This window comes from Flavobacterium humi, assembly GCF_004745595.1.
Taxonomy (GTDB): Bacteria; Bacteroidota; Bacteroidia; order Flavobacteriales; family Flavobacteriaceae; genus Flavobacterium; species Flavobacterium humi.
This window is the reverse complement of record NZ_SRLH01000004.1, coordinates 194,825-207,361: the sequence shown is the minus strand read 5'-3', so window position 1 is coordinate 207,361 and position 12,537 is coordinate 194,825. Positions and strand designations below refer to the sequence as shown.

Annotated in this window: 16 protein-coding genes; 15 read left to right on the top strand and 1 reads right to left on the bottom strand. The window is 41.5% G+C overall.

Annotated elements, in window-relative coordinates; translation table 11 throughout:
- Window positions 1-168 precede the first annotated feature (168 nt).
- From E4635_RS08565 to E4635_RS08530, 8 genes are all read left to right on the top strand, one after another.
- On the top strand, window positions 169-930 hold the full coding sequence (locus E4635_RS08565) for a Rossmann-like and DUF2520 domain-containing protein (protein WP_135526221.1): 762 nt from the start codon (window positions 169-171) through the stop codon (window positions 928-930).
- Complete coding sequence (locus E4635_RS08560; RefSeq protein ID WP_135526220.1) at window positions 914-1,441, top strand: KdsC family phosphatase; 528 nt, start codon at window positions 914-916, stop codon at window positions 1,439-1,441. The genes E4635_RS08565 and E4635_RS08560 overlap by 17 nt, the downstream gene beginning before the upstream one ends.
- A gap of 54 nt (window positions 1,442-1,495) precedes the next feature.
- The gene (locus tag E4635_RS08555) at window positions 1,496-2,419 is read left to right on the top strand and encodes a geranylgeranylglycerol-phosphate geranylgeranyltransferase (RefSeq protein ID WP_135526219.1); all 924 of its coding nucleotides are present in this window, start codon (window positions 1,496-1,498) and stop codon (window positions 2,417-2,419) included.
- Window positions 2,409-2,996, top strand: a complete 588-nt coding sequence (locus tag E4635_RS08550) for a Maf-like protein (protein WP_135526218.1) — start codon at window positions 2,409-2,411, stop codon at window positions 2,994-2,996. Before E4635_RS08555 ends, E4635_RS08550 begins: the two co-directional genes overlap by 11 nt.
- Window positions 2,997-3,090: 94 nt before the next feature.
- Window positions 3,091-3,597: a hypothetical protein gene (locus E4635_RS08545; protein WP_135526217.1), complete on the top strand. Its 507-nt coding sequence runs from the start codon at window positions 3,091-3,093 to the stop codon at window positions 3,595-3,597.
- Between the two features lie 105 nt (window positions 3,598-3,702).
- A complete protein-coding gene (truA, locus tag E4635_RS08540; RefSeq protein WP_135526216.1) occupies window positions 3,703-4,455 on the top strand; it encodes a tRNA pseudouridine(38-40) synthase TruA in 753 nt (250 codons plus the stop codon).
- A complete protein-coding gene (locus tag E4635_RS08535; protein ID WP_135526215.1) occupies window positions 4,442-6,199 on the top strand; it encodes an ABC transporter ATP-binding protein in 1,758 nt (585 codons plus the stop codon). The genes truA and E4635_RS08535 overlap by 14 nt, the downstream gene beginning before the upstream one ends.
- Window positions 6,200-6,209: 10 nt before the next feature.
- Window positions 6,210-6,623, top strand: coding sequence for an acyl-CoA thioesterase (locus E4635_RS08530; RefSeq protein WP_135526214.1), 414 nt, complete (start codon window positions 6,210-6,212; stop codon window positions 6,621-6,623).
- On the opposite strand, the gene folP is transcribed toward E4635_RS08530, so the two are convergent.
- Window positions 6,620-7,444 (bottom strand): dihydropteroate synthase, encoded by an 825-nt coding sequence (folP, locus tag E4635_RS08525; protein ID WP_135526213.1) that lies wholly within the window; start codon window positions 7,442-7,444, stop codon window positions 6,620-6,622. The genes E4635_RS08530 and folP overlap by 4 nt on opposite strands.
- Before the next feature lie 110 nt (window positions 7,445-7,554).
- Between folP and E4635_RS08520 the strand changes: the two genes are divergently transcribed.
- The 7 genes from E4635_RS08520 to E4635_RS08490 all read left to right on the top strand — a co-directional run bounded on the left by E4635_RS08520 (window position 7,555) and on the right by E4635_RS08490 (window position 12,454).
- Window positions 7,555-8,097 (top strand): DUF1599 domain-containing protein, encoded by a 543-nt coding sequence (locus tag E4635_RS08520; protein WP_135526212.1) that lies wholly within the window; start codon window positions 7,555-7,557, stop codon window positions 8,095-8,097.
- Window position 8,098: 1 nt separating this feature from the next.
- Window positions 8,099-8,569: a GNAT family N-acetyltransferase gene (locus E4635_RS08515; protein ID WP_135526211.1), complete on the top strand. Its 471-nt coding sequence runs from the start codon at window positions 8,099-8,101 to the stop codon at window positions 8,567-8,569.
- Window positions 8,556-9,677 carry a MauE/DoxX family redox-associated membrane protein gene (locus E4635_RS08510; protein ID WP_135526210.1) on the top strand — a complete coding sequence of 374 codons (1,122 nt, stop codon included), beginning with the start codon at window positions 8,556-8,558 and terminating at the stop codon, window positions 9,675-9,677. The genes E4635_RS08515 and E4635_RS08510 overlap by 14 nt, the downstream gene beginning before the upstream one ends.
- A 24-nt stretch (window positions 9,678-9,701) precedes the next feature.
- Complete coding sequence (locus E4635_RS08505) at window positions 9,702-10,196, top strand: TlpA family protein disulfide reductase (RefSeq protein WP_135526209.1); 495 nt, start codon at window positions 9,702-9,704, stop codon at window positions 10,194-10,196.
- A complete protein-coding gene (tpiA, locus tag E4635_RS08500; protein WP_135526208.1) occupies window positions 10,196-10,945 on the top strand; it encodes a triose-phosphate isomerase in 750 nt (249 codons plus the stop codon). Before E4635_RS08505 ends, tpiA begins: the two co-directional genes overlap by 1 nt.
- Before the next feature lie 189 nt (window positions 10,946-11,134).
- A complete protein-coding gene (locus E4635_RS08495; RefSeq protein WP_135526207.1) occupies window positions 11,135-11,665 on the top strand; it encodes an RNA polymerase sigma factor in 531 nt (176 codons plus the stop codon).
- Window positions 11,666-12,454 carry an anti-sigma factor gene (locus E4635_RS08490; RefSeq protein WP_135526206.1) on the top strand — a complete coding sequence of 263 codons (789 nt, stop codon included), beginning with the start codon at window positions 11,666-11,668 and terminating at the stop codon, window positions 12,452-12,454.
- Window positions 12,455-12,537 lie beyond the last annotated feature (83 nt).

Here is a 12,537-nt window from a genome sequence, read left to right as displayed (position 1 = left end):
TAAACTGACCAATTAATTATCATTTCCCCCATTTTTACTGGCCTCGCATTAACATTCGCATTACCCCGCAATTGCCTGTTACTTACAATCCGTAACTCATAATGCATAACTCTCGACTCATAATTTTTAATTCATTTCCGCTTCTGGAAAATTTACTATTTTAGCCGAATGGTTTCAGTTGTTATAATCGGCTCGGGAAATGTGGCCAATCATCTAATTTCGGCATTCGCCAAAAGCGATACGGTTGACGTTATCCAGGTCTTCGCCCGAAACCCAAAAACCGTTTCAGCACTTATAAGCCCGGAGAAAATTGTCGGTTCTTATCCTGAAATAACAGAAGCGGACCTTTATATCATCTCTGTTTCAGATAATGCCGCTGCAACCGTATCCCAAAGCCTGGATTTCCATAACAGGCTGGTTGTCCATACTTCGGGGACTATTGCCCTTACTGATTTGGATGCCAAAAACCGCAGGGGCGTATGCTATCCGCTGCAGACATTCTCCAAGGGAAAAGAAGTAGACTTCAAACGCATCCCGATTTGCCTTGAAACCGAAAACGAAGCAGATTACCAACTGTTGGAAACCGTAGCGCGGTCCATTTCGGACAACGTATTCCGGATTGATTCCGGGCAAAGGAAAGCCTTGCATGTAGCAGCCGTTTTTGTCAATAATTTTGTCAATCACCTGTATCATATCGGCCACACCATTTGCAGCGAAAACGGCATCCCGTTCGAAATACTGCAACCTTTAATCCTGGAAACGGCGGCCAAAATCGGTTCGCTTACACCAAAAGAAGCGCAGACCGGACCTGCCGCCAGGAACGATTCGCAAACGATAAATGCGCATTTATCCTTTTTATCGGATCCAGACCAGAAAGAAATATATAAAATAATCACAAAATCAATTATCGATAATGGCAAAAAGCTATAAAGAAATCATGAATGACATCACCACTTTTATTTTTGATGTGGATGGTGTTTTAACGGATGGTACCGTCCATGTGTCCCAAACAGGAGAAATGCTTCGCGAGATGAACATCCGTGACGGATTTGCCATGAAAGCAGCTATTGAGAGCGGTTACCATGTGTGCATTATTTCCGGCGGAAGCAATGAAGGTGTCCGCATCCGCTTGAGGAACCTGGGCATTACCGATATCCATTTGGCCACGCCGAACAAAGTGGATACATTTAAGGAATACATCGAATTGTACAACATCCGGCCGGAGCAGGTATTGTATATGGGTGACGACATTCCTGACTTTCATGTAATGAAATTAGTCGGATTGCCTACTTGCCCGCAGGACGCCAGCCCTGAAATTAAGGCGATCTCTAATTATATTTCGCATAAAAACGGAGGAAAAGGTGCTGTCCGCGATGTGATAGAGCAAGTTATGAAAGTACAGGAAAAATGGCATTTGTATTATAACGGCAAATTCGATTAAACCATTTTAGCTTCAAAAAATAAAGAAACCGCTTTTGCGAATTACCCTAAAAAGATGAAATACCTTAACCTGATCCGCTACAAAAACCTGATAATGATCGCTTTGATGCAACTGATTGTTTTATATGGCTTTTTAAACCTTCAATATATAGAATTGTTCCTGGAAGACTGGCAGTTTCTCCTGCTTGTGCTCGCTACCGTGAGTATTGCGGCCGGAGGCTACATCATCAACAACATTATTGACCAGGGCACAGATCTGGAAAACAAACCCCAAGATGTAGTCATCGGAAAGGCAATCCCTGAATCTTTGGCTTATAATTTATATTTCCTGTGTACTGTTACAGGCGTCGGAATCGGGTTTTACCTCTCTAACGCGATCAACAAGCCGGGGTTTGTGACCGCTTTTATCCTTGTAGCTGCCATGCTTTATATTTACGCTACCAATTTCAAGCAGATCATTATCATAAAGAACATTATTGTTGCCCTTTTGCTTTCGTTCAGCATCCTTATTGTAGGGTTGTTCGAAATTTTCCCGGCCACACATCCCGGGAACCAAGTGCGGATGAGTGCCGCTTTTTCGATCTTATTCGATTTTGCCACCATCGCCTTCATCATTAATTTTATACGGGAAATTGTAAAAGACATTGAAGATGTAAACGGCGATTATAACAGCGGGATCCAGACATTACCGATCGCTTTTGGTGTTTCCAGGACTTCAAAACTGGTTTTCGGGCTGAGTTTTATCCCGGTCCTTTGCATCCTATATTATATTTACAACTATTTGTTCCAATTGCAATACGCCATGTTCTACCTTCTTGGGTTTGTAATTGGCCCGCTTCTTTATTTTACGATTAAAATCTGGTCGGCGAAAAGCAAAGAGGAATTCCATCATTTGAGCCGGGTGTTAAAACTCGTGATCTTTTTTGGGATCATAGCCATTGGGGTTATCGGATTAAACATCAAATATTATGCTGCATAAAAAGTTCGAAAACGCAAAAATCATCCTGGCTTCGGGTTCTCCCAGAAGGCAGCAGTTCCTGAAAGATCTGGATCTTGATTTTGAAATCCGGTTAAAAGAAATCGAGGAGGTTTTCCCCGAAACATTACAATCTGTAGCCATTACTGATTATCTGGCGGAATTAAAAGCCAGTGCCTTTGACGGAGAACTGCTCGACAACGAACTGCTGATTACCAGTGATACTTTGGTGTGGTTGGGCGGAAAAGCTTTGGGCAAGCCGAAAGACTACCAGGATGCTTTCCAGATGCTTCGCCTGCTGTCGGACCAGACGCATGAAGTAATTACTTCGGTGTGTTTCAAAACCAAAAACAAAACAGAAACCATCAATGAAATTACCAAGGTAACCTTCAATCATTTATCGGACCAGGCCATTGCCTATTACCTCGATAATTACAAGCCTTTTGACAAGGCCGGAAGTTACGGGATCCAGGAATGGGTAGGCCTCACAGGCATTTCAAAGATTGAGGGTTCGTATACGAACGTCGTAGGGTTGCCTACCGAAAAAGTCTATCATTACCTTTCTCATTTTACTTTTTAAATTTCTCTTACATTCACTTTGGCATAGTTATTGGATACTATAATTCAAATAAAATCGTTATTACGATTAATACCCTTAACTAAAACCTAAGATTATGAAAAATTTAAAATTAATTATCGGAGCATTCATATTGTTTTTTGCAGTACAGTCAAACGCACAAGTTTCCGTAAACGTAAATATCGGTTCGCGTCCTGAATGGTGCGGCCATTATGAAGATGATGTAGAATATTTTTACCTTCCGGAAATTGAAGCCTATTATGACGTTAACACTGCAGTATTCATTTATTTAGGTCCAAGAGGATGGGTTCGTTCGGCATATTTGCCAAATTATTGCCATGATTATGATTTGAACCACGGATATAAAGTAGCCATTGATTACCACGGGTATACGCCTTATGCTTACCACAGACATCACAAAGTGAAATATTTCCGTCCGAATTACAGAAACTACCGTCAGGAATACTACAATCCCGGGCCACACAGAAGAAGCACTTATTATGCTGTATCGCCAAGGCATGATGACGATCACGATCATGGACACGGGCACCAAGGAGGCCATGGACATGGAAACGGTCACGGCCACGGGCACAGAAGAGGATAACATACCACTTAAAATAGGAAAACAGGGAACTTTCGGTTCTCTGTTTTTTTTATATCGGATAGCCGGCAGTTTTATTTTATCTTTGTAAAAAAATCAAATTTAATTTTGAGGTATTTTATCGAATTTGCATACAACGGAACCCATTACCATGGCTGGCAGTACCAACCTAACGCCTCTTCCGTCCAGGAAACCCTAAACAAAGTCCTTTCGACGCTTTTGCAGGAAGAAATCGACATTATGGGTGCCGGAAGGACCGATGCGGGAGTACATGCAAAACAAATGTTCGGCCATTTTGATTCCGGAAAAACCATAGATGTCCCCGTATTTATCCATAAAGCCAATTCCTTTTTGCCGAAAGATATCGTAGTGTACGATATCATTGCGGTCCATGAAGAAGCGCATGCGCGTTTTGATGCTGTTTCCAGGACGTACCATTATCATATCTCGACTTATAAAAACGTGTTCCACCAGGAATTAGCGTGGCAATTTGGCCAGAAATTGGATGTGGAAGCGATGAACGAAGCAGCAAAACTATTACTGGAGTATACTGATTTCAAATGTTTTTCCAAATCCAATACCGATGTAAACACTTATAATTGCAAGATCACGAAAGCATTTTGGACCGTCAAAGGAGACGAACTTGTTTTTACCATCTCCGCAGACCGTTTTTTACGCAACATGGTTAGGGCTATTGTCGGGACGCTGATCAACATAGGTTTACACAAAATTACAATTCCTGATTTTATCCAAATCATTGAAAGCCGGAGCCGTGAAAAAGCCGGATTTTCGGTACCGGCACACGGCTTGTATCTCACCCAAATCACTTACCCGTACCTAAGCACGCATGAAAGCATTTGACACTCAACTTTTTAAACGGATTTTAGAATACACCAAACCTTATAAAAGGAGGTATTACAGCGTAATCCTATGGGCTGTTTTATTATCATTGTTTGCAGCGCTTCGCCCTTACCTGCTCAAGGAAATCATCGATGGCTATGTCATCCAAAAAAACTTCAACGGATTCATTTTGATGGTTTCACTAATGGGTATCACTTTGGTTTTGGAAGTATTGGCCCAATTTTACTTTACATACGGGACAAACTGGCTCGGCCAGGACATCATCAAAGACATCCGCATCAAGCTCTTCAAGCATATGACGAGTTTCAGGATGAGTTATTTCGACCATGAGCCTGTGGGCAAATTAGTGACCCGTTCGGTTTCCGATATTGAATCTATTGCCAGGATATTCAGCCAGGGTTTGTTCATGATTATCAGTGACATCCTTAAAATGCTGGTCATCCTGATTTTTATGTTTTTCATCAATTGGAAATTATCCTTTACCGTTATGGTTTCCATGCCGATCCTGATTTATGTGACAAGGGTTTTCCAAAGGAAAATGCAGGTTGCTTTTGAAGAAGTCCGGAACCAGATTGCCAATATGAATACTTTTGTGCAGGAAAGGGTAACCGGGATGAAGATCGTACAGCTTTTCATACGGGAAGACATCGAGCTTGAAAAATTCAAGGAAATCAACGACAAGCACCGCAAAGCCTGGATAAAAAACGTTTGGTATAACTCCATTTTTTTCCCGATTGCCGATATTATTTCTTCATTGACCTTAAGCTTTATCGTTTATTTCGGGGCAAATCTTCTGCTAACCGGTGACCCTGTAACGGAATTTGGTGATTTGCTGGCTTTTAATATGTACATCGCTATTTTCTTTACGCCGCTTCGTCAAATTGCCGATAAATTCAATGAGATGCAAATGGGGATGATTGCTGCCAACCGTGTTTTTGAAATATTAGATACGCAAAGCCATATTCAGGATACGGGAACACAGAAAGCGCCTAATTTTAAGGGAAAAATTTCTTTTGACAAGGTAGTTTTCGGTTACAAACCCGATGAAGACGTCCTGAAAGGCATTGACCTTACCGCCAACGAAGGGGAAATGGTTGCTATCGTAGGAGCGACAGGTGCCGGAAAATCAACAATCATCAATTTGCTGAACCGTTTTTACGAAATAAAATCCGGTACCATTTCTATTGATGGCAATGACATCCGGAATTATTCCCTGGATAGTTTACGGACACAAATTGCGGTGGTCCTGCAAGACGTTTTTCTTTTTGCGGACACCATTTACAACAATATTACGCTCCACAACCCACATATTTCCAAGGAAGAAGTGATGGTCGCCGCCAAAGAAATCGGAGCGCATCAATTCATCATGAGCCTGCCCGAAGGATACGAATACAATGTTAAGGAACGAGGTAATATGCTTTCTTCAGGCCAGCGCCAGCTCATTGCCTTTTTGCGTGCTTATGTGAGCCGCCCGAGTATTCTGATTTTGGACGAAGCCACTTCCTCGATTGACGCCCATTTGGAAGAATTGATCCAAAAAGCAACCGATACAATTACCAAAAACAGGACTTCAATTGTTATCGCCCACCGATTGGCCACTGTAATCAATGCCGATAAAATCATTGTACTCGACAAGGGAATGGTCGTGGAAGAAGGCACCCACAGCCAATTACTGCAAAAAGAAAACGGCTATTACAGAAGGCTTTACGATTCCCAATTTGTAAACCACCAAGAAGAAATCTAAACTATAAAAAATGCAAAAATTTTCAATTGAATTGACCGTAAGGGATTACGAACTGGATGTGCAGGGGATTGTAAACAACTCTGTGTACCAAAATTACCTCGAGCATGCCCGACATGAATTTTTACACCATCACGGTATCGATTTTGTGGAATTTGCCCAAAACAATATCATGCTGGTGGTTAAAAATATCGAAATGAACTTTAAGAATTCATTGGTGAGCCGTGATGCGTTCAGGATTGAAGTACATGCTGAAAAAGAAGGCAATTTAAAAGTCGTTTTCCACCAAAACATCATCAAAATCGCTGACGACAAACCTATTTTATCTGCAAAAGTAACGGGAGTTGCCATTAAAAACGGAAGGCCGGTCGCTCCGGACACGATTCCTCAAATAGGGAATTTTATAAACAGCTCTTTAGAAATTTAAGACTGCATCGCTTCCCACAACGTGACACATTCCATCGCTTCTTTTACATCGTGCACCCTGAGGATGGATGCTCCTTTGGCCAGTGCCAGCGTATTAAGTACCGATGTCCCGTTAAGCGCGTGTTCAGCAGAAGTTTCCAATGTTTTATAAATCATTGATTTACGTGAGATTCCGGCCAAAACAGGCAATTCCAACAATTGGAACAGCTCGAGTTTTTGCAACAGTTCAAAATTGTGGGCTATTGTTTTGGCAAACCCGAAGCCCGGATCTACAATCAGGTCATTGATGCCCAATTGCCTCGCCTGAAATACTTTCTGGGAAAAATAAAACATCACTTCCTTGACCAAGTCTTCATAATGAGCAAGCTGTTTCATGGTCTGCGGAGTGCCTTTCATATGCATCATAATGAACGGGACCTGTAGCCTGGCCACGGTTTCCATCATATTAGGATCGAGGCTTCCGGCAGAAATATCGTTAATGATAGCCGCACCGTTTTCAATACAAGTTGCAGCGACTTTACTGTGGAATGTATCGATGGAAAGCAAGGCTTGGGGAAAATTTTTCACAATGGCATCCACCACAGGTACCATCCGGCTTAATTCTTCATCCACGGAAACAAAAGCCGCATTTGGCTTGCTGGATTGCCCTCCGATGTCAATAAAAGAAGCGCCTTCCACCATCATTTTCTCCACTTGCGCCAAAATGCTTTTATCGGAAACATACCTTCCTCCGTCATAAAAAGAATCCGGTGTCACATTCAGGATTCCCATTACTTTGGGAGTGGATAAATCAATAAGTTGCCCTTTGCAGTTAATTGTCATTTTAAGTCTTTCCGTTTTAAAAAATGTATGTTCAAAAATCGTTAATCTTCAATCGACAATCAAAAAAATACCTTATTTTTGAACAAATTTGATACAAATATAAATTAATAATGACGAATACGGCACAACAATATGATGCTATAATTTCTATCTGCCGAAACTTATATAGCAACAAAATGAAAGATTATGGAAGTGCCTGGCGGATTTTACGGTTGCCATCGCTTACAGACCAGATATTTATCAAAGCCCAGCGCATCCGCAGTTTACAGGAAAACGAAATCCGGAAAGTAAACGAAGACGAAACTTCAGAATTTATCGGGATCATCAATTATTCCGTTATGGCGCTTATCCAATTGGAAAAAGGAGTTGCGGACCAGCCCGATCTTGATGTGACGCAAGCGGTTCAGCTGTATGATGAGAAAATCAAGCTGACCAAAGACCTGATGGAAAACAAAAACCACGATTACGGAGAAGCGTGGCGCGATATGCGCGTGAGCTCGCTGACAGACCTGATCCTGCAAAAAATCCTTCGGGTAAAGCAAATTGAGGACAACAAAGGGAAAACACTGGTTTCCGAAGGGATTGACGCCAATTACCAGGACATGATCAATTATGCTGTTTTTGCCTTAATTTTAATGGATGTAAAGAAATAAGATGGTTTTCAGAGAAGCCCAAAAGGAAGATATCAGGCAAATACAGATGGTACGGAATTCGGTAAAAGAAAATACCTTATCCGATCCCGGTTTAGTTACTGACAAGGATTGTGAGGAGTTCCTCTTTGAAAGAGGGAAAGGCTGGGTATGCGAAATCGACAATCAAATCATTGGTTTTGCGATCGCCGATTTGAAAGAAAACAATATCTGGGCGCTGTTTTTAAATCCGGAATTCGAAAACCGGGGCATTGGGAAAAAGCTCCACGACATGATGATGGATTGGTATTTCAGCCAAACCAAAGAGAAAGTCTGGCTGGGAACGGCTTTTGGCACAAGGGCGGAAGGTTTTTACAAAAAAGCCGGCTGGACCGAAGCCGGAATGCATGGAACAAAAGAAATAAAATTTGAAATGACCTTCGAAAACTGGTCAGATAATACTAAAAAGCAAATCAATACAAATGGAAAAAGTTAAAAGTATACTGCCTTGGCCTTTAAGAATCATCATTTCCTTCCTGTTCATTATCTCGGCCATTGCCAAAATGTACCCGTCACCGTATTTTGCGATTTCCACTTTTGAAGTAAAACAGCTGTATCCATTAGGTTTTTCAGATACTATAGCACCTTATTTTTCAAGGTTCCTGATCGGAATCGAACTGGCATTGGGGATTTTGATCCTGCAAAACAACTTTTTACGCAAAATCATTATTCCTGCCACGATACTGCTCCTGGCGGTTTTTACCACACACCTTACCATCGTTACGATACAGGACGGAGGAAATTCAGGGAACTGCGGATGTTTCGGCAGTTTATTGCCTATGACGCCAATTGAAGCTATCATCAAGAACGTAGTGGCTATGGCTTTGCTCGTTTACCTGTTGTACCTTCTTCCGAAAGAAGCGAACGGAAACAGGAATTTTTGGTTCCTGGCTACCGTAACACTTGCTTCCATATTGGCATTATTCATGCTCGCACCAATCCAGCCTGCGAGCCATTTTGAATTGGCTCCCGGGACTTCTATTGAAACCGATACTATCCCTGCCGAAAACAATACGATAACTACTCCAATCGATGCGGTTGGAAAAACCGAGAAAAAGGATTCTGTCAAAAGCGGCGACACCCAAAAAACAATGCAGAAAACAGCTCAAACCACCATTTTGACCGAACCTGCTCCGCGTAAATCAGGCTATGCCAAATTCTTTGCCAAAATTGACAACGGCCGCAAAACACTATGCTTTTTTGTCCCGGGCTGCGATCATTGCCGCCAGGCTGCCAAAGAATTGACGGAACTGAAACAGAAAAATGCGGATTTCCCTGAAGTGTCCATTATTTTCATGAATGAAGAAGCGGACCTGATCCCTGACTTTTTCAAAGAAGCCGGTGCCGAATACCCGTACACCATAGTGGAAGTTATCCCTTTCTGGAATCTGTTAGGGCCAAAAACCGACACTCCCGGCGTAAAATACCTCTGGAACGGAAACACATACAAATATTACAATGGTATTACAGATAAGAAATTCGATCCGGTAGATTATCAGAAACTGATCAATAAACCGTATTCGGAACTAGCCCCAAAAAAATAATAAACATAATCAAATAAGAAAAAAATGAAAAAATTACTTTATTTAGTCTCTTTTGTGCTGCTGAATATTTCGTGTTCAAGTGCACAAACCAAATTTTCGGCCGAAGCCTTAGAAACCAAATTGGCCAACATAGAAGGCACCCAGGTCCTTTTTCAGGATATCATCAAAAAACACAAAGGCAAACCTGTTGTTATTGAAGTTTGGGCTTCCTGGTGCGGGGATTGTGTAAAAAACATGCCGAAACTTAAAGAACTGCAAGCCGGGAATCCAAACGTAGATTTCGTTTTCCTTTCCTGCGATAAAAATACGGAAGCCTGGAAAAACGGGATAGCAAAACACGAATTGGCCGGAGATCATTATTTGGTTCCCGAAGGCATGAAAGGCAGTTTTGGAAAATCAATTGACCTGAACTGGATCCCAAGATACATCATCATCGATAAAAAAGGTAAGATCGCTTTATACAAAGCCATTGAAACCGACCACGAACAAGTGAAATCCTTATTAAAAAGTTTACAATAATGAGACAAAAAATAGTAGCGGGCAATTGGAAAATGAATAAAAATTCAGAGGAAACGGAAGATTTAATCAACGAATTGATCGATAAGCTACCCGCAGATTCTGAAGCAACCGTAATTATCGCGCCTACATTCGTCAACCTGGCCTCGGCGGCAGACCATACTGAATTTACAGCCATCCGTGTCGCGGCGCAAAATATGCATCAGGCTGAAGGAGGTGCTTTTACAGGCGAAATTTCAGCGGATATGCTAAAAAGCATTGGTGTTGATATTGTGATTATCGGGCATTCCGAACGCCGCGCCTATTTTCATGAAACAGATGCATTACTGGCCAATAAGGTCGAAACAGCCTTAAAACATGACATGAAAGTTATTTTCTGTTTTGGCGAAGAACTGAAGGACCGAAGCACCAACAGCCATTTCAATATCGTAGAAGGCCAATTACGCGACGGATTGTTCAACCTTCCGGCGAACGCATGGTCTAACATCATCCTGGCTTACGAGCCGGTTTGGGCTATCGGTACAGGAGAAACGGCCACTCCGGAACAAGCGCAGGAGATGCATGAATTTATCCGGGAAACCATCCGTAAACAATACGGGTCAATCGCTGATGACATTTCGATTTTATATGGCGGAAGCGTGAAACCTGACAACGCCCGGGAGATTTTCTCCAAACCGGATGTTGACGGTGGTTTGATTGGCGGAGCATCACTAAAAGCAGATGATTTTGTCGCCATTGTAAACGGAATCTAACTAAAACAAGCCACTCTATCGGGTGGTTTTTTTTATTGCCTTTAAAAAAATTCACTTTCTTGCGTTTTCCTTCAAGGCCTTCATTTCTTACTAATGGCAGGCAATTCAGATTTTAATGCGTTTAATCTGATAAAAAATAAATTATTTCTTAAAAAGATTCTATAAGTTTGTATAACAAATCATTATACGATGACACAAGAAGAACTACTGCCTTTGGTACTTAAAAAAGACGACAGAGCGTTTAAGTATCTCTATGATATGTATTCCAAAAGCCTTTTTGCTGTCATCAGCAATTTGATCAAGGACCGGGAAGAAGCCGAAGATGTTTTGCAGGAATCTTTCATAAAAATCTGGAAAAACATAGATTCTTACAATGAAGAAAAAGGGCGCTTTTATACCTGGATCCTTAATATTACCCGTAACACGGCTATTGATAAATTGCGTTCTAAAGGATTTAACAATAGTTTGAAAAACCTTTCATCCGATAATTTCGTACATCTGTTAGATGATAGCGCTAAAATGATTAGCCGGATCGACACCATTGGAATTCAGGAATTTGTAAAAAAATTAAAGCCAAAGTGCATCCAAATCATAGATTTATTGTTTTTCAGGGGATACACGCAACAGGAAGCTGCCGATGAGCTGGAAATCCCGCTGGGGACTGTAAAAACCCAAAACAGGAATTGTATAAATGATTTAAGGAACTTCTTAAAAGTATAAATGGACATAAAAGAATACATAGCATCAGGGATTTTGGAACTCTACGTTTACGGATTATTAAGCGAATCTGAAAACAGGGAAGTCAACCGCATGGCCGCTGCATACCCTGAAATCAATACCGAAATCGTAGCCATAGAGAAATCAATCGTGAATTTGTCTGCCAGTTTCTCTCCTTTCTTATCGGCTGAGAATTTCTCCTTGATCAAAAGCAAATTGGAACTCAAACATGGCAAAATAATTGACCTGAAACAAAGGAACAACCGCCTGCAGTATTTAGGATGGGCTGCTTCTATGGTGTTGCTTATTGGGATAGGGTATCAATATTTCAATCAGGTGCAGTTTAAAAATGATATCTTAAACCTTCAGGATGAGAAAACAAAACTGCAGCAAACGGTAGTGTCTTCCGAAAACCAAAACAAGGAAACCCTGAATGCACTAAACGTGGTGCGTGATTCTAAAAATACCGTCATTACGTTAGCCGGCCAGGCCGCTGCTCCAAATTCATTTGCAAAAGTATATTGGAACAAAGAAACACGGACCGTATATGTGGATGCTTCCGGATTGCCAGAACCTCCTCAGGGGAAAGTATACCAGGTTTGGTCTCTTAAATTAAAACCGTCACTCTCGCCTACCAGTATTGGTTTGCTGAATAATTTCACAAACGGGCAAACCCGTATTTTTGAGGTAAGCAGCACAAGTGATGCCGAAGCATTCGGGATAACCCTCGAACCAACCGGCGGAAGCACATCGCCAACAATGGAGCAATTGTACACTTTGGGGGCTGTATAAACAAGACTATCAACTTCAGGAAATAAAAAGGCCGCTGAATTCAGCGGCCTTTTTAGTATTATTATTTTTTCTTGATATACTTT